Here is a 25,648-nt window from a genome sequence, read left to right on the forward strand (position 1 = left end):
CCGTGGCCTGTGCGAGACGGAATTCCTTACAAAGTTGCTTGCCGAGTTACTTGCCGAATTACTTGCCGAGCGTATCCATGCCCAGGAGCTTATAAGCGGGGCAGAAGTTGACGAAGGCCGTGGTCAGCGGAATGAGCCCGACGAGTCCCCATAGCGACTGCGGACCGATGAAGACGAGGCTGAGCAACAGGAGTCCGGCGACGATGCGGATGATCCGATCGGTCCTTCCGATATTGGCTACCATGACTAATCTCCTTTTTCCCGCGGCGATCGTAATGTCAGGCTATCGCCTCGCATGAGATCGCACAGCGACTAAGTCTCGCTTGAGGCGCGGCTGCTATTTCTGCCTGTCGTCGTCGTCGAGCTCGAGCCACATGGCGTTGAGAATGGCGAAGGCGCAGGCGAGTCCAAGCCCCAATATCCAGGAAAAATACCACATCGCACGCTTTCTCCCGCTCAATAATAATAGTCGTCGCCGCGACGGATCGCCGCCTCGGTCACTGCGCCGCGCAGCACGTAGTAGACCCAACTGGTGTAGGCTAGGACGATCGGTAGAAAGACGATCACCGCGATGAGCATGAGCGAGAGCGTCCCTTTGCTCGACGACGCGTCCCAAACCGTCAGGCTTTGGCTCGGGTGAGTCGATGACGGCAGCAGGAAAGGGAACATGCTGAAGCCCGCCATCGCCGCGACGCCGGCAACCGACAGGCTGCTCGCGAGAAGCGCCAGTCTTTTCGCCGACAAGGCGAAGGCGAGGGCGGCGACAAGCGCGCCCGCATAGGCGGCGGCGGGCGCCGCGATCATCCAGGAATAGGCGCGGTAATTGTCGAGCCAGGCGCCGGCTTCTCGCGTCACCGTCTTCGACAATGGATTGGACGGCCCTGCGTGGTCGATGACGCCGACGATCCGAAAACCTTCGACGCCAAGCATCGTCCACAATCCAGCGGCCGAAATGAGCAGAACAAGCAGGATCGCGGCGAGCGCGCCATATCGCCGGGCGCGGACGGCGACGTCGCCCTCGCTCTTGACGCTGAGCCAGGCGGCGCCCTGCATTGCAAGCATCGTCACGCTGACGAGTCCGCAGAGCAAACCGAAGGGATTGAGGAGGCCGAGAAGTCCGCCCTCATAGGTCGCGCGCAGCGTCTGATCGAAATGAAAGGGAACGCCCTGCAGAAGATTGCCGAAGGCGACGCCGAAGATCAGCGCGGGGACAAATCCCGAAACGAAGAACAGCCAGTCCCAGGTCTCGCGCCAGCCGCGCTCTTCCCTCTTGCCGCGAAAGACGATGGCGACCGGCCGCAGGATGAAGCCGATGAGGACAAGCAGCATCGCGAGATAAAACCCGGAGAAGGACACCGCATAGAGCGGCGGCCAAGCGGCGAAAACGGCGCCGCCTCCGAGAATGAACCAGACTTGATTGCCCTCCCAGACGGGTCCGATTGCGTTCAGCGTCACACGCCGCTGCGCGTCGTTGCGGGCGATGAAGGGATGCAGCATGGCGACGCCGATATCGAAACCGTCGAGGACGGCGAAGCCCGCGAGCAGGACGCCAAGCAGCGCCCACCAGATGAGACGAAGCGTCATATAGTCGAACATCGCTTTCGCCTTTCCTATTGGTTCTGCGCCGGCGCCGGCGCGGGAAACACGGGCGCGCCGGAGGCTTGGGGGTCGGCCTCCTCCCGTGGGCCGATGCGGACATATTTGACGATGAGCGCGACATCGATGATGGCGAGCGCGCTGTAGAACAGCACGAAGGCTGCGAGGCTCGCCGCGACATTCGACGCGGGGATGTTGGAGACGCCGAGGAACGTCGGCATCGTGCCGTCGATGATCCACGGCTGCCGGCCATATTCGGCGACGATCCAGCCGAGCTCGGCGGCGACCCATGGCAAGGGCAAACTATACATGGTCATGCGCAGGAACCAGCGCTTCCCGCAGCGTCGCCGGCTCGACAGATAGAACGCGGCGGCGAAGAGCGCGATGAAATAGAAACCCAGCGCCACCATGATGCGGAAAGACCAGAACAGCACCGGCACGTCGGGAATCGTCGACAGCGCCGCTTCATGAATCTGCGCGTCGGTCGCATTCTCGATATCGGGCCTGATGCGCTTAACCAGCAGCGAATGCCCGACGTCGCGCATCGACGCATCGAGTTCCGGCGGAACGGCGGCGTTGGGACGACCGCCTTCTTTCGCCAGCCACTGATAGCCGGCCATGCCGTTGCGGATGCGCTCCTCGGAACGTTCGACGAGCGCCTTGACGCCTTCGACGGGCTTATCGAGCGAACGCGTCGCGATCAGGCCCAAGACCCAAGGAATTTTGATCTCGTATTTCGTCGTTTCGCTCTTGAGATCGGGAATGCCGAAGAGGGTGAACGACGCCGGCGGCGGCTCCGTCTCCCACATCGCCTCGATCGCGGCGATCTTCATCTTCTGGTTCTCGCCCGCCGTATAGCCGCTCTCATCGCCGAGCACGACGACCGAAAGCGCGGAGGCGAGGCCGAAGCTCGCCGCCACCGTCAGCGAGCGGCGAGCGATATCGACATGACGACGGTTCAAAATGAAATAGGCGGCGATCGACATGACAAACATCGCGCCCGTCACATAGCCGGCGCTGACCGTGTGCACGAATTTCGATTGCGCCACGGGATTGAACAACACCTCGGAGAAGGACGTGAGCTCCATGCGCATCGTCTGCGGATTGAACGCGGCGCCGACCGGATTCTGCATCCAGGCGTTGGCGACAAGGATCCACAGCGCAGAAAAATTGGCGCCGAGCGCCACAAGCCAAGTGACGACGAGATGCTGGACCTTGCTCAGACGCTTCCAGCCGAAGAAGAACAGGCCGACGAAGGTCGCCTCAAGGAAGAAGGCCATCAGGCCTTCGATGGCGAGCGGCGCGCCAAAAATGTCGCCGACATAATGCGAGTAATAGGCCCAGTTGGTGCCAAACTGAAATTCCATCGTGACGCCGGTGGCGACGCCCATGGCGAAGTTGATGCCAAACAGCGTGCCCCAGAATTGCGTCGCTTCGCGCCAGACGGTTCGCCCGGTCATCACATAGACGCTTTCCATGATCGCGAGCAGCAATGCGAGGCCCAGCGTCAACGGCACAAAAAGGAAGTGATACATCGCCGTCAGCGCAAATTGCAGGCGCGAGAGCGTGACGACGTCGAATTCGAACATTTTGAGCTCCTGAGCGATGTCAGCGCGGCGCGCTGGCGGACAGCGCTTCCGCCATCTGCGCCGGCGTCACCTTGATGCGATGCGCGGGACCGAAGAACGCGATGTAAAGCACAATGAGCGCCAGCAGCTTGAATCCAAGCGCGATGGCGATCTCGCGTCCCAATGGCCCTGTGCGCATCGACCCATTCCCTAGCGTTGCACGGCTGCGGCGCCGCCCTATGACAGGGCGCGGCGCAGCCGTTCGATGCCGAGCAACTTCATGATGTAGCGCTCATAGACAGGCTCGCTCTGTCCCTTGCGGACCTTGCGCAGGAAGTATTTTTCGTAGGCGATCTTCGCAAGATGCACCCACCGCCCCTCGCTTGACCAATTGACATTGCGCGGCGGAATCTGTGGCTTAGCCACGAAGGCGACGCCCTTGTCGCCGAAATCCGCTAAGCAAACCGCATTCCACGTGCCTTCTTCTTTTGCTTCGCGCCCAGCGATCAGCGCGGCGATATTATGCGCCGCCGCCGTCACCATCGACTCGATCATGTAGCCGGTCTTTGGCGTGCCCGTCGGCACCGGCGTCGCCTCGACAGGCGGGATCGCAACGCAGACGCCGACGCCAAAGACATTTCGGTATTTGGGATTGCGCTGATTCTTGTCGATGATGACGAAGCCGCGCGGATTGACCAGTCCCTCGACGCCCATCAGCGCGTCGACGCCTTTGAAGGCCGGCATCACCATGGCGAATTTGAACGGAACTTCGTGCTCTTTCTTGACCTGCCCCTGATCGTCAAGCTCGGCGCATTTGAGAAGGCCGGGCTCTATGGCGGTCGTCTTGGCGTTGACGATCCATTTGATGTCGCGATCGCGGAACGCCGATTCGAGCATTCCCTTCGTATCGCCGACGCCGCCCAAACCCAGATGGCCGACATAGGGCTCGGACGTGATATACGTCATCGGCACCTTGTCGCGGATGCCGCGCCGACGCAGATCGGTGGAAAGGATCATGGCGTATTCATACGCCGGACCAAAACATGAGACGCCGGGCGCGGCGCCGACGATGATCGGACCAGGATTCTTGCAGAAGTCCTCATAGGCCTTCGACGCCGTCTCGGCATGCTGCAACGTGCAGACCGAATGCGTATGTCCGCCATGCGGTCCAAGTCCCGGCACTTCCTCGAAGGCGAGCTTGGGACCCGTCGCAATGACGAGATAGTCGTACGCGATGCTCTCGCCATTCTGCAGTTCGAGACGGTTTTCGTCAGGCAGAACGCGCTTCGCGCCCACGGGAATGAAATTAATCTTCTTCTTCTTGAAGACCGGCGCGAGCGGCACCTTGAGTTCTTCCGGCTTGCGCCATTGCACGGCGAGCCACGGGTTGGACGGCGTGAACTGAAAATTCTCGAGTTCCGAAACGACCGTAACCTGATGTTGCTTTGCAAGTCCCTCGCGGACTTCCAGCGCCGCGGCGACGCCGCCGATCCCGGCGCCCATGACGACGATATGAGCCATTTCAGTCTCCCCTTTGCGCTTTGCGCGCATTAAGTTTCGCGCTGACGGTTGCGCACGTCTGAGACGACATGCGCGCTTGTCGCGCGCATGTCCGCGACTTAGTCACGCTGCGCGTCGCAGAGCGAACGCAACGCCGCCAGATTGACGATCTCGGCGCCGCCGCGCGACAATTTCACCCAGCCCGAACGCTCGAATGCTTTCAGCGTACGGCCGACGACTTCACGCGCGGTGCCGAGATCCGCGGCGAGCGCCTGCTGCGTCGCCGCGATCTTGTCGCCGGCGCCGCGCAGCGCGAGAAGACGTTCCGCCAAGCGAACATTGATGCGTGTGCAGACGATTTCCTCGATGCGCGACATCAGCGAGGCAAGTCGCTTGCCGTAGCCGTCGAACACCAGCGCGCGGAAACCTTCCGACGCGTTCATCAGCGCGTTGAAGCGTTCGGCGGGCACGACATAGGCGGTGACGTCGGTTTCGGCGACGCCCTCGGCCGCATAGGCGTCATCCGAGAGCAGCGAGGCAGTGGTGAGAACGCAGGTTTCGTTCGCGCCGACCCGGTAAAGCACGATTTCACGACCCGATTCAGTCACCCGCTGCACCCGCACCGAGCCCGACACGATCAGCGGAAAATGCGCGCAATAATCGCCGGGTCGGAACAGCACAGCGCCGCGCGGAATTTGCTTGCGCATGGCGGAGTCCCGCAGAAGCGTCTTCGTCGCCGCGTCGAGGCTGCGCAAGGAGGGCGTTTCGTCGATCCAATCAGACGGCATCGTCTGCCCTTCTTCGCTCACGATCCAAAGTCTTCACTCAGGCGCGCTGCGAACGATTAACGCACCCATGCTGAACGTCGATGACGTTTAGAAGGCGGCGCCCGATTTGGCGCCGTACCGCTTCAGCGCCATCGCTAATGGGCAGAGGCCCGTGAAGGCCGCCTGCAACAGGTTGACGCCGACGAAAGCGGTGAGCAAGAGCCACCACGGACTGAACAACTGCGCCAAAAGCAGGCTCAGGAGGATCATGGTCCCGGCGAAGGCCATGATGATGCGATCAATGCTCATCGGGTGAGTTCCTTCGATTTGGCGCGCGCGCGCGGTTTGGCCGGCTTTCCGCACTGCTCGGCGCAGAACATTTCATAGAGCAGTCCGATGATCCGCGAGACGTTTCCATCGGCCAGTGAATAGTAAATCGTCTGCGATTCGCGGCGGGTCTTGACGAGCTTGTCCTCGCGCAGCCGCGCAAGATGCTGCGAGAGCGACGATTGGCTGAGCCCGATCGCCTCCTGCAGCTTCGTTACGGAGAGTTCTCCCCCATGCAGCTGGCAGAGCACCATCAACCGATGGCGATTGGCGAGCGCTTTGAGAAAGCTTTCGGCCTCCGCAGCCTTCGGCGCGAGCGCGAGCAGATTTACATTCATGATATCTAAATTACGATTATCGAATATAATTGTCAAGCGCGCCAGAGGCGCCCCTGAAGAGCGTTTATGTCGCATTCAAGCCGACAATAACCCGGTATATTACGTAATTCTAATTTACCGGAATCGTCCGAGAACGGACAAATTGCGAAGGGAGAATGAAATGGCTGAATCTCTCGCGCCGACGCGCCGCTCCTTGATGTTGCTGTTGGGCGCGGCTGCGGCTGGACTGAGCACAACGAGCGCGCAAGCGAAGTCGAGCAAATCGGCGGCCGCCTATCGCGGCGCGCCGAACGGCCGGCAAAGTTGCGCCAACTGCTCCTGGTTCAACGCCCCATCGGGCTGCGGCGTGGTGAGCGGGCCCGTCAGCGCACGTGGCTGGTGCAATCTTTGGGGCTGACGCGACCGCGCGAATTCGGCGGCCGCGCGCCGCCCTCTTCTTCCGCGAGCTTAAATTCGCTATTGCTAATTTAAGTTTTGCGCATATAACTGGGCTGCATGAAACCAATGTGCCGCTTCCATTTTGCGCCGACGGCGCTCCTCGCCGCGCTTGCCTTGTCCTCGGGCGTCAAGGCCGGAGAGGTCACGGTTCGGGTCGCCCCGGTCGAGGACCTTAAAGCCGTCGTGGCGTCCGTCGAGCCGGCGCATCAATTGACGGCGCGGGCGCGCATCGGCGGCACCGTGAGCGCGCTCAAGATCAAAGAGGGCGATGACGTCGCCGGCGGCGCGGAGATCGCTTCGGTCGTCGATCAGAAACTTTTTCTGCAAATGCAGGCGCTCGATCAGCGCATCCGCTCTCAGCAGGCGCAGCGCGAGAAGGCGCAGGGCGATTTCGATCGCGCGCAGGAACTGTTTCGGCGCGGCGTCTATACCAAGGCGCTGTTTGATCAGGCGAAGACGGCGCTCGACGTCGCCGACCGCAACCTCTCGGCCCTGCGCTCCGATCGCAGCGTGATCGAACAGCAGGCGGCGGAAGGCTCGGTGCGCGCGCCGGGACCAGGGCGCATCCTCACCATTCCGGTTTCCGTGGGGCGCGTCGTCATGCCCGGCGAAACCATCGCGACGATCGCCGAAGACAAATATATCCTACGCCTGCAATTGCCCGAACGCCACGCGCGCTTCATGCGGGCCGGCGACAAGGTCGAAATTGGCGCGCGCGGCCTGCACGAAGAGGCGGGCGGCGGGCGCAAGCAGGGTCGCGTGCGCATCGTCTATCCCGAAATTCAGGGCGGCCGCGTCATCGCCGACGTCGACGTCGTAGGGCTCGGCGACTATTTCGTCGGCGAACGGGCGCGGGTTTACGTCACGACGGGCAAGCGTGACACGATCATCATCCCGCGCAGCGCGGTCTATCGACGCGCCGGCGTGGATTTCGTCCGACTCGCCTCCGGCGAAGAAGTCGTCCTTCAGCTTGGCGAAGCGCACGGCGACGGCGTCGAGATTCTTTCCGGCCTCCATGACGGCGACGTGGTGTCGACGCCATGAGCGCAGAGTTTCGCCCCGGCATTTCTGGAACGCTCACCCGCACCTTCATTAATTCGCCGCTGACGCCGCTGCTGCTGATCGCCTCGATTCTCGTCGGGCTGATCGCGCTGCGCTCGCTGCCGCGCGAGGAGGAGCCGCAGATCTCCGTGCCGATGGTCGACATTATGGTGTCAGCCAACGGCTATAAGGCTGAGGACGCGATCGAACTCATCACGCGCCCGCTTGAGGACATCATCAAGGGCGTCAACGGCGTCGAGCATGTCTATTCGCAGACGCGCGACGACAATGTGGTCGTCACGGCGCGCTTTTATGTCGGCACGCCGCAGGACAACGCCGTGCTGCGCATTCACGACAAGATACGCGCCAATATCGGCGAATTGCCGAAGGGCATTCCCGAGCCGCTGATCATCGGCCGCGGCATTGATGACGTGGCGATCGTCGTGCTGACGCTGTCGGCGAAGCCGGAGCGCGCCGACCGATGGACCGACAATGGCCTCTATCAGGTCGCCGAGGAATTGCAGCACGACCTCACCAAGGTCAATGACGTCGGCTTAAGTTACATCGTCGGCGGCAGCCCCAATCAGATCCGCGTCGAACCCGATCCAGAGCGCCTGTCGCAATCTGGGGTGACGCTCAATCAGCTCATCGACAAGCTGACCAACGCCAACCGCTCCTTTCTCGTCGGCGCGTTTCGCGAGGCCAATCGCGCCGTGCCGGTCGTCGCCGGCCAGACCTTGCAGGGCGTTCCCGATGTCGGTCTGCTGCTGCTCACCACGAGAGACGGACGGCCGGTCTATGTAAAAGACGTCGCCGATGTGCGCGTCGGCGCGGCCGAGCCCGACCGACTCAGCTGGACCATGACCCGCAACGCCGCCGGCGGCCTTGATAAGCGCCCCGCTGTCAGCATCGCGATCGCCAAGCGCAAGGGCGCCAACGCCGTCATCGTCGCCGACGAGGTCATGCATCGGCTGGAGGCCGTCAAGGGCCGCATCGTTCCCGACGATATTGAGATCGCGGTGACGCGCGACTATGGCGAGACGGCCACCGAAAAGGCCAACGAGCTGCTCTTCCATCTGGCGCTGGCGACCGTCTCGATCGTCGCGCTCATCGTGGTGATGGTCGGCTGGCGCGAGGGCGTCGTCGTCTTCGTCATCATTCCGACGACCATTCTACTCACGCTCTTCGCCTCATGGCTGATGGGCTACACGATCAATCGCGTCAGCCTTTTCGCGCTGATCTTCTCGATCGGCATTCTGGTCGACGACGCCATCGTCGTCGTTGAAAACATTGTGCGCCATTGGCATATGCGCGGCTCCCGCAGCCTGATCGACACAGCTGTGGAGGCTGTGGCGGAAGTCGGCAATCCGACCATCGTCGCGACGCTGACGATCGTCGCCGCGCTGCTGCCGATGATGTTCGTCTCGGGTCTGATGGGGCCCTATATGAGCCCCATTCCCGCGAACGCTTCGCTCGCGATGATCTTTTCCTTTTTTGTCGCCATGACCATCACGCCCTGGCTTTTGCTCAAGGTCGCCGGCAAGCGTTTCGCGCAGGAGCGCGGCGACAGCGTCGACCATGCGCATGCACGCGGCCCCATGGGCAATTTCTATGTGCGCGTCGCGACGCCCTTGCTGAAGGGCCGAAAGCGCTCGCAATGGTTTCTTGCGGCTGTCGGCCTCGCGACGCTTCTCTCCATGGCGCTCTTCGCAACGAAGACCGTGCGCGTGAAGCTGCTGCCGTTCGACAACAAGTCGGAGATCGCGGTCGTCGTCGATCTGCCGCGCGGCGCTTCGCTCGAAGAAACGGATCGGGTGCTGACGGCGGCGGCCGAGCGCCTGAAGGACATTCCGGAGCTGACCTCGGTTCAGTCCTATGCGGGCGCCGCCGCGCCGTTCAACTTCAACGGTCTGGTGCGGCACTATTATATGCGCAAGGCGCCGGAGATGGGCGACCTGGCGATCAATCTGCAGCCGAAGTCCGAGCGCAGCCGCGCGAGCCATGCGATCGCGCTCGATATTCGTAAGCGGCTCGAAGGCGTGCCCGCGCCGGAGCATACCGCAATCAAGGTCGTCGAAGTGCCGCCAGGCCCGCCCGTGCTGTCAACGCTGCTCGCCGAAGTCTATGGACCCGACGCGCAGTCGCGGCGCGATCTCACGGCGAAAGTGCGCAAGGCTTTTGACGCGGTCGATTTCGTCGTCGATACGGACGACAGCTTCGGCCAGCGCGCCGAGCGCCTGCGCTTCGAGATCGATCAGGAAGCGCTCGAATATCACGGCGTCGAGGAGCGCGCCGTCTACGACACGATCGGCGCTCTGGTCGGCGGCGTGAAGATCGGCTTTTCGCAAAAGGGCGGCGGCGCGAAACCCATCGATATTACCGTGGCGTTGCCGCGCGGGGCCATGACGCCGAGCGAACGCATCCTGTCGACGCCGCTCCCTGCCGGCGGCACGGCGCGTCAGGGCGCCAATGTCGAGCTCGGCGACGTCGTCAAGGCGACGCGCGAACTCGGCTCCTACCCGATTTTCCGCCATAACGGCCGCTTCGCCGAAATGGTCAGCGCCGAGGTCGCCGGACGTTTCGAAGCGCCGATCTATGGGATGCTCGCGGTCGAAGACGCGATCGACAAGATCGATTGGGGCGCCTCAGGTCCGCCGACGATCAAATATCACGGCCAGCCGCTCGATGATTCCAAGCCCACGCTGCTTTGGGACGGCGAGTGGGAGGTGACCTATGTCACCTTCCGCGACATGGGCGCAGCTTTCATGGTGGCGCTGCTCGGCATCTATCTTCTCGTCGTCGCGCAGTTCGGCTCGTTCAAACTGCCGCTGGTCATCCTGGCCCCGGTGCCGTTGACGCTCGTCGGCATCGTCATCGGCCATATCCTGTTCAACGCCGCCTTCACCGCCACCTCGATGATCGGCTTTATCGCGCTTGCCGGGATCGTCGTGCGCAATTCGATCCTGCTCGTCGACTTCATCCGGCATTTGCGCGCCGGCGGCATGAGCTTGCGCGCGGCGCTGATCGAGGCGGGCGCCGTCCGCTTCAAGCCGATCTTTCTTACCGCCGCCGCGGCGATCATCGGCGCGGCCTTTATCCTTACCGACCCTATTTTTCAGGGCCTCGCCATTTCGCTGGTCTTTGGCCTCGCCTCGTCGACGGCGCTGACCTTGCTTGTCATCCCCGCGATCTATGTCGTACTGCGCGACGACGAAGTCCCAAGGAGTGCGTCATGATCGAAGACTGGGCGGCGCTCGCCAAGAAGCTCTCCGCCGACATAAGAGAATTGCGCGTCGGCTCGCCTGAGGTGATGAAAGCCTTTTCGGCGATGGCGATATCGGCGGGCGCGCAAGGCGCGCTCGACCCCAAGACAAAGGAACTGATCGCGCTTGCGGTCAGCGTCGCGGTGCGCTGCGACGATTGCATCGCTTTCCACGCCAAAGCCGCGTCACAGCGCGGCGCGACGCGTGAGGAGGTGATGGAGACGCTCGCCATGAGCATCTACATGGGCGCCGGACCGTCGGTGATGTATGCGAGCCACGCGCTCGCGGCGTTCACCCAGTTCGACGCCGAAAAGCAAGCCTGAGAAGAAAGGAACGAACAATGGCTCTGGGCTCTCTCTTATCGAAACTCGCGGGCGGCGGCGCGGCGCCGACGATCGAGCATGACGATTTCTGCCGCGTCGTCGCGGATAAATCCTGCGCCATCGTCGATGTGCGCGAGCCGCATGAATATGGCGCCGGGCATGTCCCGGGGGCCAAGAACATGCCGCTCTCGAGCTTCGATCCGACAAAGCTTCCGAAGGGCGACGTTGTCCTCATTTGCCAGGCAGGCGGGCGTTCGGCCAAGGCGCTCGCCCAGGCGCAGGGCGCGGGACGAAAGGATCTTCGCCACTATGCGCCGGGCACCGGCGGCTGGCGCGCGCGCGGCGGCCCGGTGGAATAGTCAAACCCGCAGGTTGACCTGCGCGATCTGTCCTCCCCGACGCGCATAGCGCGATCGGGATCCAGATATCACGTAAGTCGCGATCGCTTCGCTGAGCGAAGCGTCGCGAGCTACGCCAATGCGGGTTACGCCGCCTTGCCGACCTTGGTCGCTTCCGAGACCTCGTTGATCTTGCCGGTCTTCACATCATAGATGTAGCCGTAGATCGGGATGTTTTTCGGCACCAGCGGATGCGAACGGATGCGCGCGACGTCCTGCGCGACGCTTTCCTCCTGATTCTCGATCGTGTGCCACTTGATGAAGTGGCCGGCCGCGCAGCCGCCGCCATGTTGCGGGTTCGACCAGTTCTCGCCGTCGAAACTCGCCGTCGCGAGACTGTCATCCAGCAAGTCGCTCATGATCTCGTCGCAGAAGAGCTCCATGCCGCAATTGGTGTGGTGAATGACAAACCACTCCTTGGTGCCGAGCAGCTTGTGAGAAATGACGAGCGAGCGAATCGCGTCATCTGACGCGCGGCCGCCGGCGTTGCGGATCACATGCGCGTCGCCTTCCGAGAGACCCGCATATTTCGCGGGATCGAGACGCGCGTCCATGCAGGTCAGGATCGCGAAACCGCGCGCCGGCGGCAGCGCAAGTTCGCTCTTGCTTCCGAAATTGGCGGCGTAAGCATTGTTCGCGGTCACGACCTCGTTGACGATCTGGCTTGCCATGTCTCTCTCCCGTGTTGCCGTGTTGCTTTTGCAAAATCTTTTTTGACCTTTCTCAACATTGAAGCGCTTCAGCTTCCTTTTCAAGCAGACAAGACGCACGATCTTCGTGACATAGTCGCTTGACGATCAGCGATATATATTTCGGGAGCGTCGGCGCTGATATTGTATAACGTTCGCGCAGAGGCGCAGGTCTAAGGGAGATGGTTGTAACGAATGTCCGATTCCGCAGAGTTTTTTCCTGGTTTCGCTTCGCATTGGATCGATGCGCCGGCTGGAAAGATATTCGCCCGCGTCCACGGCGAGGGCCGGCCCGTGGTTCTGTTGCATGGGTTCGGCGAGACGCATGTCGCGTGGCGAAAAATTGCGCCGGCGCTCGCCAAACGCTTTACCGTCGTTGCGATGGATCTGCGCGGCTATGGCTGGTCGGCGGTTCCGGCGAGCGAGAAGGGCGAGAACTATAGCAAACGGGAAATGGCCGCCGACGTCGTCGCGGTCATGGAGTCGCTCGGCCATGTGCGCTTCGCGCTTATCGGTCACGACAGGGGCGCGCGCGTCGGCCAGCGGCTTGCGCTCGATCAGCCCGGTCGGCTCGATAAGATGGCGCTCATCAATATCGCGCCGATCAACGATGAGTTCGGCGATGCGGATTTGCAGCGAGTCGGGCGCGCGCGTTTCCTCGCGGCTGACGCGCCCAAGCCCGAAGAGCTGATCGGGCTCGATCCGATCGGCTTTCTCGACGATGCGCTGATGAATGCAACCAAGGCGAAGTCGCTGGAGCCGTTCGGCGCGGACGCGCTCGCGGCCTATCGCCAAGCCTTCAACGACCCGGCGCGCATTCACGCCTTCTGCGAGGATTTTCGCGCCGGCGCGACCATCGATCGCGAGCACCTTGCAGAGGACAAAGCGGACGGCAAGAAGCTCGTCATGCCAACGCTCATTGTCGCCGGGGATGCGACCTTTCCCGCGAACGGCCCCTCGCTCGCCGCCGCGTGGCGCGAATGGGGCGATGATGTCGCCGAGGCGCGCGTCGATTCCGGCCTTTATCCGATGGAGGAGGCGCCGGCGGAGACGCTTGCCGCCCTGGAGAAGTTCCTGTGAGCCTCTATCGCGGTAAGACCGTCGCGCTCGCCCTTGGCGGCGGCGGCGCGCGCGGGCTTGCGCATATCTGCGTGCTCGAGGCGCTCGACGAACTGGGCGTGCGGCCGGTGGCCATCGCCGGCGCCTCGATCGGCGCCATCGTCGGCGCCGCTTACGCCGCGGGCTTCTCGGGCGCGGAGCTGCGCGCCCACACTCAGGCCATTCTCAAGAACCGCATCGGACTCGCGCGCCGGCTGCTTCATGCGCGGGCGCGGGGGCGAAAGCGGCTTCTTTCCCGCGTCGCGCATCCGCTGCTATTCGACGGCGAGCGCTTTCTTCACGCCTTCTGGCCCGAAGGCATGCCGGAACGCTTCGAAGATCTAAGCATTCCGCTGCAGGTCGTCGCGACTGATTTTCGCCGCCGCATCGAAGCGGTTTTCGCCACGGGACCATTGCGTCCCGCCGTGGCTGGGTCGATGGCTATTCCAGGCATCGTGCGCGCCGCCACGAGCGATCACGGCTATTTCGTCGATGGCGGATTGGTCAATCCCCTTCCTTATGACCATCTCTGGGGTCTTGCCGACATCGTCATCGCGGTCGACGTCTCCGGCAATTTCGGCGTCGAGACTGGCAAGGGGCCGCCGTCCGCCTTCGAGACGATGATCGTCGCGAGCCAGATCATGATGAACGCGATCAGCTCGCGCATGATCGCCGAGCGGCCGCCCGACGTGCTCATCCGACCGGAAGTGCATCAATATCTCGCGCTGGACCTCTTCAAGGCGTCGCGCATTTTCGCCGCCGGCGACGCCTGCCGCGACACGCTGCGCCAGGGACTGGCGCAGGCGGCGCTGCGGTTAGAGGCTCACCGCCGCGCCTGAAAGAATTCGCGAAGGAGCAGCGCCGCCTCGCTTTCGCGAATGCCGCCATAGACTTCGGGCCGGTGGTGGCAGGTCGGCTGCGCGTAAAACCGCGGCCCGTTCTCCACGGCGCCCCCCTTCGGATCGCTTGCCGCATAATAGAGCCGCCGAATGCGCGCGAAGGAAATCGCGGCCGCGCACATGGCGCAGGGCTCGAGCGTCACATAGAGATCGCAGTCGACGAGGCGCTCTGAGCCGAGTGCGACGCAGGCTTGGCGGATAACAAGCATCTCGGCATGCGCCGTCGGATCGCGATCGCGCAGGGTGCGGTTGCCGGCGGCGGCGATAATGTCGCCATTGCGCGCAAGCGCCGCGCCGACCGGGACTTCGCCCGCCGCCGCCGCCGCGCGCGCCTGCTCGAAAGCGGCGCTGAAAAAGTCCGTGCCATTCATTTGCGTCTCTTCAGCGATCGCGCTTCAAAGCGCGCTTGCCGCCTGCTATCAGAACCCATGACCGAAAAGAACCGAAATACCCGCGCCGGCTCCCCCGGCGGCGATCGGCCCTTGCGCCGGCCCGCCAAAAAGACGCCGGCTGCATATCCCGCGCGCGAAGACTCGAGGCCTGCAAAGCCACGCTTCGACAAACCTCGCCTTGAGAAACCTCGCTTCGACAAACCCCGCTCGGACAAGCCCGCCGCGCGCGACGCCGAAAGCGCGCGCGATAAGCGGCCCGGCAAGTCCCTCGCCAAGACCTTCGCCAAGCCCCCCGCCAAGTCCCCCGCCAAGTCCCCTGCCAAGCAGCGCGCCGCAGCCCCTGCGCCCACGCCCCGCGAAGGCGCCTTCGAAGGCGATCGCATCGCCAAGGTTATGGCGCGCGCCCCGGGTCTGTTCGCGCCGCGACGCGGAGCGTTGGATCACGGAAGGCCGCGTCGCCGTCAACGGCCGCGTGCAAACGAGCCCCCGCTTCAATGTGAGCGACAGCGACAAGATCACCGTCGACGGGGCGCCGATGCAGGCGCGCGAGCGCACGCGACTCTTTCTGTTCCACAAGCCCGCCGGTTATGTCACCACCGCGCGCGACGAAGAAGGCCGCGCCACGGTGTTCTCCTACCTTGAGGAACATCATCCGGACCTGCCGCGGCTCGTCAGCGTCGGCCGGCTCGACATCAATACCGAAGGGCTGCTGCTGCTCACCAATGACGGCGGCCTCGCGCGCACGCTCGAACTGCCCGCGACGGGTTGGACGCGGCGCTATCGCGTGCGGGCGCATGGCGCGATCGATCAGGCGCAGCTCGATTCATTGGGCGACGGCGTGACGATCGACGGCATCCACTATGCGCCGATCGAGGCGCGGCTCGAACGCGAGCAAGGCGCCAACGTCTGGATCGCGATGAACCTCACCGAAGGCAAGAACCGCGAGATCAAGCGCGTCATGGCGCATCTCGGGCTCGACGTGACGCGGCTCATTCGCGTCTCGTACGGGCCCTTCCAGCTCGGCGATCTCGCGGAAGGCGCTGTCGAAGAAGTGCGATTGAAAATGCTGCGCGAGCAATTGGGCAAATCGCTCGCCGAACTCGCCGGCGTCGATTTCGCCGCGCCGCTGCGCGAGAAAGAGCCGGCGGAGCAGCAGGAGATTCGTGCGCGCGCCGAGAAGCGTCCGCGCAAACATGTCTCCACGCTGCGCAAAGAGCAGGACGAGCGACGCGACGCCGGACCGCGAGCCCGCGTGACGCGCGGCGCGGTCGCCGATCGCAAGGGCCGCGCCGTCGCCGTCGAACGGGTGACTCCGACACGGCGGCGCGACGAGGCGGCGGCGCCTTCGCGCAACGCCCGGCGCTTCGATGCGATGCGCGCCGATGGCGCGCCGCACCAGCCGAAGGCGCGATCCGAACGCCCATCGCGCGACAGCAAGCCGCGCGGCGAGCGTTTCCCGCGCGAGGACGGACGCCGCCGCGACGAGCGGGCCGCGCCGGAACAGCGCCGCGCGCCGCGCTTCGATGATCAGCGCGGGGCGCGTTCGCCGACACGACCGCCGCGCGAGCGGAGCGCCGAGGGGCGAGACGAACGTCCGCGCAGCACGCAGAGATTCGAGAAGCGGTCGGACGACCACGCGAGCGGTCAGAGAAATTATCGCACGGCCACTCGCGATGACGCGCGGTTCGAAAAGCGTCCGCCGCGTCGCGACGGCGACGAGGCCCGACGCGATACGCGCGGCGCCAGCGCGACGCGCCAGGAACGGCCGCGGACATTCGACAAGCGCCCGGCCCGCAGCGGCGAGCGTGAATTTTCGGCTGGCGACCGCGCCCCCCGCGAGCGTAAATTCGATCAGCCCCGCTCGGGCGGAGACGCGCGGCCCTCGCGCAGCGGCGGACCGTCCCGGGGCCCGTACAAAGGTCCACGCAGCGGGCCGGGCAAAGGTCCCGCGGGCGCCCGAGGCGCACCGCGCAAGGGACCGCCCAAAGGGCCCTTCAAGGGACCGCGCAAAGGGCCGCCGAAGGGACCACGCAAGCCGCGCGGCGCATAGACCATGCGCATCGTCGGCGGCGCCCTGCGCGGTCGAGCGCTTTGGGGACCACGTTCGCAGGCCATTCGACCAACGTCCGAACGGCTGCGCGAATCCGTTTTCGACATTCTCGCGCATCGCTTCGGCGATCCGGTTGCGGGCGCGAATGTCGTCGATCTCTTCGCCGGCGCCGGCGCGCTCGGATTCGAGGCCGTGTCGCGCGGCGCGGCGCGAGCGCTTTTCGTCGACGACGGCGCTGAGGCGCGCGCGCTGCTACGCGCCAATATCGAAGCGCTGGGGCTTGGCGGCGTCACGCGCATCTTTCGCCGGGACGCCACCAAGCTCGGCGCCGCGCCGGCGGGCGAAACATTTTCGCTCGCCTTTCTTGATCCGCCTTACGGTAAGGATCTCGCGACGCAAGCGCTCATCGCACTTGTCGATGGCGGCTGGCTTGCGCCGGACGCCGTCGTCGTCGTCGAAGAAAGCGCCAAGGCGCAAATCAACCTGCCGCCGATGTTGCTGCGCGAAGACGCACGCCGCTATGGCGACACGCAATTCGTCTTCGCGCGCTATATCCGTTAGCGCTCAAAGGAGGCGTTACACTCTCATATGGACTCGGCCTGATCCGTCGCTTGGAGTTTGTCATTCCCGGCAGGCCGAAGGCCTGACCGGGAATCCAGAGCCAATCCAAGAATGCTGGTCGTGCTCTGGATTCCCGATCACGCGCTTCGCGCGCGTCGGGAATGACAGCCGTTCCGTTCAAACGGATTTTTGAATCACTCAAAAGCGACTTGGACTTTCGTCACCGCGCGATCGAAAAGGCCGGTCGGCAGATAGCACAGCGGATTTGTGGCGAGCGGCGCTTCCTTGCAGTGCTCGTGATCGCTTGTCCACGCATAGCCTGACCGCTCCATGCAACCCAAAATATATATGCGGATCAGGTGATTTGGATCCAAGCGGCGATTTTCGGGATATGCCGACTCGCCATCCAATTCGCAGGCCGACGTTTTAATCTGCTGCGCTTTGAAGAAGGATGAGCTGGAGCCAATCAGTCCGGCTTCCGCTCCGACGACCATGATCAATCCGCCGACGAAGGCCATGACCGCCGTCACCTTGCTGACCCTGAACTGTCGGTCGAGCAATGAGAGCACGCCGCCTGCCGCCAAAGCGACGCCGACGAAGATCAACACGAGAATCATGACACGTTCTCCGATGTCAGAGTATTTGGTGGCGCCGTCGAATGAGAGACGGACATGCGTAGCGAAGGCCGCAGGCGGCGCCGGCGTATAGTCCCGATCCTTGCGACTTCATTCGACGCGTCTTGGCGTCGACGGAAGGACGCAACGGGGCTCGATGGATTTGAGTGTGTGCGCCAAACGCCCAGCGGTCTGCGACTTAGTCACGAGTCTTTAAGCTTCGCTTCAAATCACAAAAGACGGCTTCAAAGTTTCTTCTTCAATTCGTAGAGCGCGGCGAGCGCTTCGCGCGGCGTCATCTGGTCCGGATCAATCTGATGTAGCGCGTCGCGCAACGAATCCTTCGCCGCCGACGCCTCAGCGAGGCGTGCGAACAACGGTAGATCGTCGATCAAGGTCTCGACCGGCGCGCGTCGGTCGGCCGCTTCCAACTCTGCGAGGATCGCATGGGCACGCGCGACGACGCTCGCCGGCAGTCCCGCGAGCTGCGCGACATGCACGCCATAGGAGCGGTCGGCCGCGCCTTTTATCACCTCATGCAGAAACACCACATCGCCGGCGTGATCGGTCACCTTCATCGTCAGATTGACGAGGCGCGGCAGCCGCTTCGCAAGCTGCGTTAATTCGTGGAAATGCGTGGCGAAGATCGCGCGCGAACGATTCACTTCGTGCAGATGTTCGATCGTCGCCCAGGCGATCGAAAGTCCGTCGAATGTCGCCGTGCCACGACCGATTTCATCGAGAATGATGAGCGAACGCGGGCTCGCGCAGTTCAAGATCGCCGCGGTTTCGACCATCTCGACCATGAAGGTCGAGCGACCACGAGCGAGATCGTCAGAGGCGCCGACACGCGAGAACAGCCTGTCGATGACGCCAATGCGCGCGGACTGCGCGGGAACGTAGGAGCCGGTCTGCGCCAACAGCGCAATGAGCGCGTTCTGACGCAGATATGTCGACTTGCCGGCCATATTCGGCCCGGTGACGACGGCGATTCGGCCGCCCTCCATTCCGCAAAGATCACAGTCATTCGCGGCGAAAGCCTTGCCTTGCGACTGTAGCGAAGCTTCAACGACGGGATGGCGCCCGCCGACAATCTCGAAATCGAGCGAGGCGTCGATCAGCGGGCGCGTCCAGCCGCGCTTTTCTGCGACTTCGGCGAGTGCGCCATAGAGATCGAGCCGCGCGAACGCTTCGGCGAGACGCCGCAAGTCCTCGGCGCGCGCGCACACTTCGGCGACCAGCGCGTCGAAGATCGCGAGTTCCCGCGCCAGCGCGCGATCGGCCGCCGAAGCGATCTTCGCTTCGAGCTCGACGAGTTCGCGCGTCGAGAAACGCATCGCGTCGGCCATGGTTTGCCGATGCGTGAAGGTCGCGTCGAACGGCGGCCGCAGCAGCCTCTCGCCGTTCGTCAGCGAAACCTCGAGAAAAAACCCCAGAAAATTATTATGCTTGATCCTGAGCTTCGTATCTGTGAGCTCGGCATATCGCCCCTGCAGCTCAGCGATCACCTTGCGGCTTGCGTCGCGTAGGCGCCTCGCTTCGTCCAACTCGGAGTCGCGCCCCTCGCGAACAAAATCGCCGTTACGCTTGTCGAGCGGCAGGCTGTCTTTCAAGGCTGCGGCGATTTCGCCGGCCAGCGCGAGGTCCGCTCGAGAAAGCGCTTGAGCCTCCGCCGCGATGTCGATTGGGGGATCGAGCTGCGCGAATTGACTCGCGATGTCCTGCGCAGCGTCCAGCGCGACGCCAATGCTTGCAAGATCGCGCGGGCCGCCGCGCTCCAACGAAAGACGCGACAAGGCGCGAGAAAGATCCGGCGCGCGCGCGAGCTTCGCGCGGAGCGCGCCGCGCAGGTCCGGCTTTTCAACAAAGAAGGCGACGGCGTCGAGACGCGATGCGATCAGTCTCGCATCGGTCAACGGCGCCGCGATCCGTTCGGCCAAGAGTCTCGCGCCGCCGGGCGTGACGGTGAGATCGACGACCGAAAGCAGCGAGCCCTCGCGCGCGCCGGACAGCGTGCGCGTCAGTTCGAGATTGGCGCGCGTCGCCGCGTCGATTTCAAGCGCCGTCAGCGCGCGCAGACTTGTCGGACGCGACAGCGCCGGGCGCTGCCCCTTTTGCGTGCGCTCGACATAGAGAATCGCGGTCGCGGCTGCGGCCAGCTCACAGTCGCTGAAGGCGCCAAAACCTTCGAGCGTCGCCACAGTGTAGAACGCCATGAGGCGTCTTGCCGCGTCAGCGCCGTCGCCGATATCGCGGCCGATCGGCGCGATGGGCGCGCCGGCGCCTTCGAAGATCGCCGCAAGCGATGGGTCTCTGCACAGCGCGTCGACGGCGATGATTTCGCGCGGCTCCAGGCGCGCGATTTCGGCGCCGAGCGCATTCTCTTCGCGCTCGCAGACCGTAAAGGCGCCCGTCGAAATATCGACGCTCGCCAGGCCGTATCGCCAGCGCCCGTCCTCCCCGCGCAAGCGCGCGATCGCTAAAAAGGCATTGTGTCTCGCGGGATCGAGCAGCGCATCTTCGGTGATCGTGCCGGGCGTGACCAGCCGCACGACGTCGCGCCGCACCACCGATTTCGCACCGCGTTTTTTGGCTTCGGCCGGGTCTTCGGTCTGCTCGCAGACGGCGACGCGATGTCCGAGCGCAATGAGTTTTTGCAGATAGTCGTTAGCGCGCTCGACCGGCACGCCGCACATCGGAATGTCTTCGCGAAGATGCTTGCCGCGCTTCGTCAACATGATGCCGAGCGCGCGCGACGCCGTCTGCGCGTCTTCAAAAAACAGTTCGTAGAAATCGCCCATGCGATAGAAGAGCAGGCAATCGGCGTTCGCCGCCTTGATCTCGATATACTGCGCGATCATTGGGGTCACGCGCGTCGGCGCCTGGTCATTGAGATTTTGAGCAGGAACGGGCGCTGCGTGTTTCATGCCCGCCAGTGTAACGACGTCGCGGCGCAAGCGCCACGCGTGGCATGCGCTTGCATGTGGACGACGCGTCCGTCCGGGCCTAGATTCGCCTCTTGCTTGCCTGTTTGGGATTGGGGACGTCGATGATCGCCGCCATCTATCGACCGATTGCGCTTGCCGCAGCCGCCGCTTGGCTTTGTTCGTGCGCTTTCGCCGCGGAGCGCGTCGCGCCGGAATCGCCAAACCCGTGGCAGGTCGACAAGCATCCCTTTGCGGCGAAAAGGGCGAATGAAGCGTTCAGCGGCTTTGCCTGCCGAACGAGCGGCATGTGCGTGCTCGCCGTCGATGAGGGCCGGCAGGGCGCCTTCATGCGCATCAAGGGCGAGCGGCTTGTCTACGTCGGAGAGCCCTTCGAATTCAGCGGCGTGGAGAAGGAACTCGACGCCGAAGCTGCGGCCGTCGACGGCGGCTATTTTTACGTGGCCGGATCACACGCCGCAAAGCGCGAAACATGCTGCGACAATTCTGACAGCCGACGAGTCTACCGGCTCACGGCCGACGAGAGCGGCCATATCGGAACGATGGCGCACAGCGAGCGCTTATGGGACGCGATGCGCAGCCTTCCCGAACTTGCGTCCTATGCCGTTCCCGGCGACTGCCGCTGCGACAGGGCTCCGGGTCGCAACCGCATCGACATCGAGGGCATGGGGGCGGCGAATGGGCGGCTGTTTTTCGCCTTGCGCGCGCCGAATGTGGGAGGAAACGGTTACATCGTCAGCGTCGACGCGAGGGCTCTTTTCGAGGGGGGCGATCTGAAACCTTCTCTCACAACGGTTCGGTTGGGCGCCAACAAGGGCTTTCGAGATCTCGCAATCGCGGACGGCGAGGCGCTCGCTCTTGTTGGACCCAGCGACGCTGAATCGCCAGCGGGCTATTCGATCATCGAGTTGCGCGGACTGACGACCGGCGTAGCTGTGCAACCAAGAGAACTCGCAGCGCTCGATCTTCAAAACGCGCCGCTAGGGAAGAAAGGCAGCCTCATCAAGCCGGAGGCCATCGCCGTGCTTGAGCTGAACCCCAGACGCTATCGCTTGCTCGTGCTCTCGGACGGAGGCGACGACGGCGCGCCGCTGGTCTTCAACATTCCCCGCAAGCCATAAGAAAAGCCCCGGAAGAGCGTTCTTCCGGGGCTTTATCGCATCCCGTGTTAGCGCCAGAACGCCAGAAGGATGATGATCGGTATCGGAATCCCGAGCATCCACAGCAAGACAGACCGAAACATTTCCTACCTCCCTTTAGAAGCGAGAGAACGCCGCGACGCCGACGTTTTCATCGCGATGGCGTCCGCCGAGCGTCGCGCCGTACCACGCCGCCACCGCGCCGAGGAGCATTGTCGCTGCGGACAGGAACGCGAGCAGGATGCCGGTCTTGCGCGCAGTCTCGGCCGTCTCCTTCGCCTTCGCCTGATCTTCGCGCAGGCGTTCGGCGCTCAGATCCACGCGCCGTTCGGCTTCCTGCGGAGCGAGGCCGGAGCGCGAAGCGAGAACATTGACGAGATAGGCGTGATCTTCTCCGGAGATTTCGCCTGTCGCCAAGCCGCGCTCGACGATGCGCGTGACGATCGCGCGCGGATATTCGGTCGGCATCGTCACGCCCCGTGCGTTCACGTCACCATCGCCGCGCAACAGAAAATCGACCCGCTCCTCGACCGGAGTCACCGCGGGCGCAAGCGACGACGTCTCGCTTCTTGCGCCCTCTGAAGACGCCGCCGCGGAAACGCCCGTCTTGGCGAGCTGGAAGATAGAAGCGCCGGCGATCAGCGCGAACACCACGATCGCGACTGCCCAGAGCACGAGGCCGTGGACCCCGTCGCGGACTTCCACCTCTTCTTGCGAAACGTCTCCGGCGCGCCGGCGCAGCCGTCCCGTGACGTAGCCGCCGACCGCAAAGCTCGAAACGGTGATCCAGAGCACCCAGAGCGTCAACGCGATCAGATGCACAACCAAGGACGCGCCGCCATATGGCGACGTCATCGACAGGCCGATCGCCGAACCGAAGGCCCCCATGATGAAGGAAATTGCGCCGGCGATCATTGCGCCGGCGATGATGGCGGCCCAATCGGTGTTGGTCGACCGGCCGGACATGTCTTGGGCGGCCGCCACCGCGGCGGCTTCGCCGCGCGACGGCCCGACGCCGAGTCCCGTTTGCACGAAGTCAGTCATTCTGCATCTCCTCAGCGCAGGCCAAGAAATGATAAAATCGCCAGAACGACGACGATCAGTCCGACGAGATAAATGATGCCACTCATTGAAACCTCCGCTTCGACCGCTGCGCTGCCCGGAATCACGACCTAAGCCGCAGCGTGGACAGCCGCGCATGCCTAAAACTCTGACGCTTCGTCATTGTTCCGTGACGCTTGGTTCCGTGACGCTTGGCGCGGCCGCCTTGGGCAAAGCGCTTGTGGACGCAGCCACGCTCCGGGTATGGTCGCCGTGTTGCGTCGCAACAAGCAAAGGGGCGGAGATGGCCGACGACATGGCGGAAAATCGGGCGGAAGGAGAGCAGCGCGCGGCGATATCGGACAAGGAGGCGCTGCTGTTTCATTCGCGCGGCCGGCCCGGCAAGCTCGCCGTCATCGCCTCGAAGCCGATGGCGACTCAGCGCGACCTGTCGCTCGCCTATTCGCCCGGCGTCGCCGCGCCGGTGCTCGCCATCGCCAAGGATCCTTCAGCGGCGTTCGATTATACGACCCGCGGCAACATGGTCGCCGTCATCACCAACGGCACTGCGATCCTCGGGCTTGGCGATCTCGGCGCGCTTGCGGCGAAGCCGGTGATGGAAGGCAAGGCCGCGCTGTTCAAGCGGTTCGCCGACATCGATTCCATTGATCTCGAGATCGATGCGAAGGAGGTCGACGCATTCGTCAACGCCGTCCGATACCTCGGCCCCTCATTCGGCGGCATCAATCTCGAAGACATCAAGGCGCCCGAGTGTTTCGTCATCGAGGAGCGGCTACGCGATCTCATGGACATTCCGGTCTTCCATGACGATCAGCACGGCACGGCGATCATCTCCGCCGCCGGCATGCTCAACGCGCTGCTGCTGACAGGCCGCGACATCTCATCGGCGAAACTCGTCTGCAACGGCGCCGGCGCCGCCGGCATCGCCTGTCTCGATCTCGCCAAGGCGATGGGTTTCGATCCGCGCAACGTCATCCTGTGCGACACCAAGGGCGTCGTCTATCGCGGTCGCCAGGAGGGCATGAACCAGTGGAAGAGCGCGCACGCCGTCGACACCACGGCGCGAACGCTCGCTGAGGCGCTGGAAGGCGCCGATATCTTCTACGGCCTTTCGGTCAAGGGCGCCCTGACGCCAGACATGCTTCGCAGCATGGCGGACAATCCGATCGTCTTCGCCCTGGCCAATCCCGACCCCGAGATCACGCCGGAAGAAGCGCGCGCCACGCGCGCCGACGTGATCATCGCCACGGGACGTTCCGACTATCCCAACCAGATCAATAACGTCCTAGGCTTTCCGTATATTTTCCGGGGCGCGCTCGACGTGCGCGCCAAGACCATCAACATGGAAATGAAGATCGCTGCGACGAAGGCGCTCGCCGATCTCGCGCGCGAGGACGTGCCGGACGAAGTCGCCAACGCCTACCGCGGCGCCCGGCCGCGTTTCGGCCGTGACTATATTATCCCGGCGCCTTTCGACCCGCGCCTCATCTCCATCATTCCGCCCGCCGTGGCGCTCGCGGCGATGGACACCGGCGTCGCGCGACGCCCCATCGTCGACATGAAAGCCTATCGCGCTGAGTTATCGGCGCGGCGCGATCCGATCGCCGGGCTGATGCAGACGATTCACGAACGCGTGCGGCGTGATCCCAAGCGCGTCGTCTTCGCCGAGGGTGAAGAGGAGCAGGTCATCCGGGCCGCGCTTTCCTTCGTCCATCAGGGTTTCGGACGCGCAGTGCTTGTCGGCCGGGAGGACCGCGTCAAGGAAGCGGCGGCGAACGCCGGCCTTGAGCTTCCCGCCGAGATCGAAATCCACAACGCCAGACTCTCGAGCCGCAACTCGGTCTATGCGCAGTTCCTGTTCGAGCGCCTGCAGCGCAAGGGGTATCTGATGCGCGACTGCCAGCGGCTGATCAATCAGGACCGCAATCATTTCGCCGCGGCGATGGTGGCGCAGGGCGACGCCGACGCCATGGTGACGGGCGTCACGCGCAATTTCTCCCACGCGCTTGAAGACGTGCGCCGCGTCATCGACCACAAGCCCGGCCACCGCGTCATCGGCGCGTCGATCATTCTCGCCAATGGCCGCGTCGTCGTCGTCGCCGATACGGCGATCACCGAGATGCCCGACGCCCACGAGCTGGCTGAAATTGCCATCGAGGCGGCTGGCGTGGCGCGCCGCATCGGACTCGTGCCGCGGGTCGCCATGCTGGCCTTTTCGACGTTCGGCTATCCGCCGGGCGAGCGCACGGCGCGCGTGCACCAGGCGGTCAATGTTCTCGACCAGCGGCGCGTCGATTTCGAATATGAGGGCGAGATGGGCGCGGACATTGCGCTCAACAAGGATTTGATGAGCGCCTATCCGTTTTCGCGACTGACCGAGACGGCGAACGTTCTTGTCATGCCAGCGTTTCATTCGGCGGCTATTTCGACAAAAATGTTACAGGAACTTGGCGGCGCGACCGTTCTCGGTCCGCTGATCGTCGGACTCGACAAACCGATTCAAATCGTCCAACTCGGCGCAACGGACACGGAGATCGTCAATATGGCGGCGCTCGCCGCCTTTGGCGTCGGCGGATGACCAACCCGTTGATGGGTAGAGTCGCGCAATAGGCGCGGGCGGGCTGAACCGCGCGTCCCGCA

At 63.7% G+C, this 25,648-nt stretch carries 26 protein-coding genes; 11 read left to right on the forward strand and 15 right to left on the reverse strand.

Annotated elements, in window-relative coordinates; genetic code table 11:
• Positions 1–58 precede the first annotated feature (58 nt).
• The 9 genes from A3OO_RS0102980 to A3OO_RS0103020 form a co-directional block, all read right to left on the reverse strand.
• Positions 59–244 (reverse strand): YgaP family membrane protein, encoded by a 186-nt coding sequence (locus A3OO_RS0102980; RefSeq protein WP_018406346.1) that lies wholly within the window; start codon positions 242–244, stop codon positions 59–61.
• 93 nt (positions 245–337) lie between these two features.
• Entirely contained in the window at positions 338–439 is a 102-nt protein-coding gene (gene cydX, locus A3OO_RS22820) for a cytochrome bd-I oxidase subunit CydX (protein ID WP_018406347.1), read from the reverse strand.
• Between the two features lie 17 nt (positions 440–456).
• On the reverse strand, positions 457–1,596 hold the full coding sequence (gene cydB / locus A3OO_RS0102990) for a cytochrome d ubiquinol oxidase subunit II (RefSeq protein ID WP_018406348.1): 1,140 nt from the start codon (positions 1,594–1,596) through the stop codon (positions 457–459).
• A 14-nt stretch (positions 1,597–1,610) separates the two neighbouring features.
• On the reverse strand, positions 1,611–3,185 hold the full coding sequence (locus tag A3OO_RS0102995; RefSeq protein ID WP_018406349.1) for a cytochrome ubiquinol oxidase subunit I: 1,575 nt from the start codon (positions 3,183–3,185) through the stop codon (positions 1,611–1,613).
• Positions 3,186–3,204: 19 nt separating this feature from the next.
• Positions 3,205–3,363 carry a cytochrome oxidase putative small subunit CydP gene (cydP, locus tag A3OO_RS0103000; protein ID WP_026222644.1) on the reverse strand — a complete coding sequence of 53 codons (159 nt, stop codon included), beginning with the start codon at positions 3,361–3,363 and terminating at the stop codon, positions 3,205–3,207.
• Positions 3,364–3,401: 38 nt separating this feature from the next.
• Complete coding sequence (locus A3OO_RS0103005; protein ID WP_026222645.1) at positions 3,402–4,685, reverse strand: NAD(P)/FAD-dependent oxidoreductase; 1,284 nt, start codon at positions 4,683–4,685, stop codon at positions 3,402–3,404.
• Positions 4,686–4,783: 98 nt separating this feature from the next.
• Positions 4,784–5,452, reverse strand: a complete 669-nt coding sequence (locus A3OO_RS0103010) for a Crp/Fnr family transcriptional regulator (protein ID WP_040573584.1) — start codon at positions 5,450–5,452, stop codon at positions 4,784–4,786.
• Positions 5,453–5,539: 87 nt separating this feature from the next.
• Positions 5,540–5,740, reverse strand: coding sequence for a YgaP family membrane protein (locus A3OO_RS0103015; protein ID WP_018406353.1), 201 nt, complete (start codon positions 5,738–5,740; stop codon positions 5,540–5,542).
• Positions 5,737–6,096 carry an ArsR/SmtB family transcription factor gene (locus A3OO_RS0103020; protein ID WP_018406354.1) on the reverse strand — a complete coding sequence of 120 codons (360 nt, stop codon included), beginning with the start codon at positions 6,094–6,096 and terminating at the stop codon, positions 5,737–5,739. The genes A3OO_RS0103015 and A3OO_RS0103020 overlap by 4 nt, the downstream gene beginning before the upstream one ends.
• Positions 6,097–6,256: 160 nt before the next feature.
• Here A3OO_RS0103020 and A3OO_RS0103025 point away from each other — a divergent pair, with 160 nt between their 5' ends.
• The 5 genes from A3OO_RS0103025 (at position 6,257) to A3OO_RS0103045 (ending at position 11,520) form a co-directional block, all read left to right on the forward strand.
• Positions 6,257–6,493 carry a high-potential iron-sulfur protein gene (locus A3OO_RS0103025; protein ID WP_018406355.1) on the forward strand — a complete coding sequence of 79 codons (237 nt, stop codon included), beginning with the start codon at positions 6,257–6,259 and terminating at the stop codon, positions 6,491–6,493.
• Positions 6,494–6,600: 107 nt separating this feature from the next.
• A complete protein-coding gene (locus A3OO_RS0103030) occupies positions 6,601–7,578 on the forward strand; it encodes an efflux RND transporter periplasmic adaptor subunit (protein WP_018406356.1) in 978 nt (325 codons plus the stop codon).
• The gene (locus A3OO_RS0103035; protein ID WP_018406357.1) at positions 7,575–10,811 is read left to right on the forward strand and encodes an efflux RND transporter permease subunit; all 3,237 of its coding nucleotides are present in this window, start codon (positions 7,575–7,577) and stop codon (positions 10,809–10,811) included. The genes A3OO_RS0103030 and A3OO_RS0103035 overlap by 4 nt, the downstream gene beginning before the upstream one ends.
• Positions 10,808–11,161: a carboxymuconolactone decarboxylase family protein gene (locus tag A3OO_RS0103040; RefSeq protein ID WP_018406358.1), complete on the forward strand. Its 354-nt coding sequence runs from the start codon at positions 10,808–10,810 to the stop codon at positions 11,159–11,161. The genes A3OO_RS0103035 and A3OO_RS0103040 overlap by 4 nt, the downstream gene beginning before the upstream one ends.
• A 17-nt stretch (positions 11,162–11,178) precedes the next feature.
• Positions 11,179–11,520 (forward strand): rhodanese-like domain-containing protein, encoded by a 342-nt coding sequence (locus tag A3OO_RS0103045; protein ID WP_018406359.1) that lies wholly within the window; start codon positions 11,179–11,181, stop codon positions 11,518–11,520.
• Between the two features lie 125 nt (positions 11,521–11,645).
• Here the strand turns inward: A3OO_RS0103045 and A3OO_RS0103050 are convergent, their stop codons facing one another.
• Positions 11,646–12,230: a carbonic anhydrase gene (locus A3OO_RS0103050; RefSeq protein ID WP_018406360.1), complete on the reverse strand. Its 585-nt coding sequence runs from the start codon at positions 12,228–12,230 to the stop codon at positions 11,646–11,648.
• Positions 12,231–12,443: 213 nt separating this feature from the next.
• On the opposite strand from A3OO_RS0103050, the gene A3OO_RS0103055 reads away from it, so the two are divergent.
• Together A3OO_RS0103055 and A3OO_RS0103060 are read left to right on the forward strand one after the other, a co-directional pair.
• Positions 12,444–13,328, forward strand: a complete 885-nt coding sequence (locus A3OO_RS0103055; protein WP_018406361.1) for an alpha/beta fold hydrolase — start codon at positions 12,444–12,446, stop codon at positions 13,326–13,328.
• Positions 13,325–14,185, forward strand: a complete 861-nt coding sequence (locus tag A3OO_RS0103060; protein WP_018406362.1) for a patatin-like phospholipase family protein — start codon at positions 13,325–13,327, stop codon at positions 14,183–14,185. The genes A3OO_RS0103055 and A3OO_RS0103060 overlap by 4 nt, the downstream gene beginning before the upstream one ends.
• Here the strand turns inward: A3OO_RS0103060 and A3OO_RS0103065 are convergent.
• Both A3OO_RS0103065 and A3OO_RS24755 read right to left on the reverse strand, forming a co-directional pair.
• On the reverse strand, positions 14,170–14,616 hold the full coding sequence (locus A3OO_RS0103065) for a nucleoside deaminase (protein ID WP_018406363.1): 447 nt from the start codon (positions 14,614–14,616) through the stop codon (positions 14,170–14,172). The two genes, A3OO_RS0103060 and A3OO_RS0103065, sit on opposite strands and share 16 nt — an antisense overlap.
• Positions 14,617–14,664: 48 nt before the next feature.
• Positions 14,665–15,081, reverse strand: coding sequence for a hypothetical protein (locus A3OO_RS24755; protein ID WP_425338977.1), 417 nt, complete (start codon positions 15,079–15,081; stop codon positions 14,665–14,667).
• On the opposite strand from A3OO_RS24755, the gene A3OO_RS21025 reads away from it, so the two are divergent.
• Together A3OO_RS21025 and rsmD are read left to right on the forward strand one after the other, a co-directional pair.
• On the forward strand, positions 15,077–16,687 hold the full coding sequence (locus A3OO_RS21025; protein ID WP_425338971.1) for a pseudouridine synthase: 1,611 nt from the start codon (positions 15,077–15,079) through the stop codon (positions 16,685–16,687). The two genes, A3OO_RS24755 and A3OO_RS21025, sit on opposite strands and share 5 nt — an antisense overlap.
• Before the next feature lie 3 nt (positions 16,688–16,690).
• Positions 16,691–17,248 carry a 16S rRNA (guanine(966)-N(2))-methyltransferase RsmD gene (gene rsmD / locus A3OO_RS0103075; RefSeq protein WP_018406366.1) on the forward strand — a complete coding sequence of 186 codons (558 nt, stop codon included), beginning with the start codon at positions 16,691–16,693 and terminating at the stop codon, positions 17,246–17,248.
• Between the two features lie 194 nt (positions 17,249–17,442).
• Here rsmD and A3OO_RS0103080 read toward each other — a convergent pair whose 3' ends face one another.
• Together A3OO_RS0103080 and mutS are read right to left on the reverse strand one after the other, a co-directional pair.
• Entirely contained in the window at positions 17,443–17,865 is a 423-nt protein-coding gene (locus A3OO_RS0103080) for a hypothetical protein (protein ID WP_018406367.1), read from the reverse strand.
• A 242-nt stretch (positions 17,866–18,107) separates the two neighbouring features.
• Positions 18,108–20,789, reverse strand: coding sequence for a DNA mismatch repair protein MutS (mutS, locus tag A3OO_RS0103085; protein ID WP_018406368.1), 2,682 nt, complete (start codon positions 20,787–20,789; stop codon positions 18,108–18,110).
• Positions 20,790–20,911: 122 nt separating this feature from the next.
• Here mutS and A3OO_RS0103090 point away from each other — a divergent pair, with 122 nt between their 5' ends.
• Complete coding sequence (locus A3OO_RS0103090) at positions 20,912–21,928, forward strand: DUF3616 domain-containing protein (protein WP_018406369.1); 1,017 nt, start codon at positions 20,912–20,914, stop codon at positions 21,926–21,928.
• Positions 21,929–22,063: 135 nt separating this feature from the next.
• Here the strand turns inward: A3OO_RS0103090 and A3OO_RS0103095 are convergent, their stop codons facing one another.
• Positions 22,064–22,990 carry a hypothetical protein gene (locus tag A3OO_RS0103095; protein WP_018406370.1) on the reverse strand — a complete coding sequence of 309 codons (927 nt, stop codon included), beginning with the start codon at positions 22,988–22,990 and terminating at the stop codon, positions 22,064–22,066.
• 301 nt (positions 22,991–23,291) lie between these two features.
• Between A3OO_RS0103095 and A3OO_RS0103105 the strand changes: the two genes are divergently transcribed.
• A complete protein-coding gene (locus A3OO_RS0103105) occupies positions 23,292–25,586 on the forward strand; it encodes an NADP-dependent malic enzyme (RefSeq protein ID WP_018406372.1) in 2,295 nt (764 codons plus the stop codon).
• The last annotated feature ends 62 nt before the right edge of the window (positions 25,587–25,648 follow it).

The sequence above is a fragment of the Methylocystis rosea SV97 genome, assembly GCF_000372845.1.
Classification (GTDB): domain Bacteria; phylum Pseudomonadota; class Alphaproteobacteria; order Rhizobiales; family Beijerinckiaceae; genus Methylocystis; species Methylocystis rosea.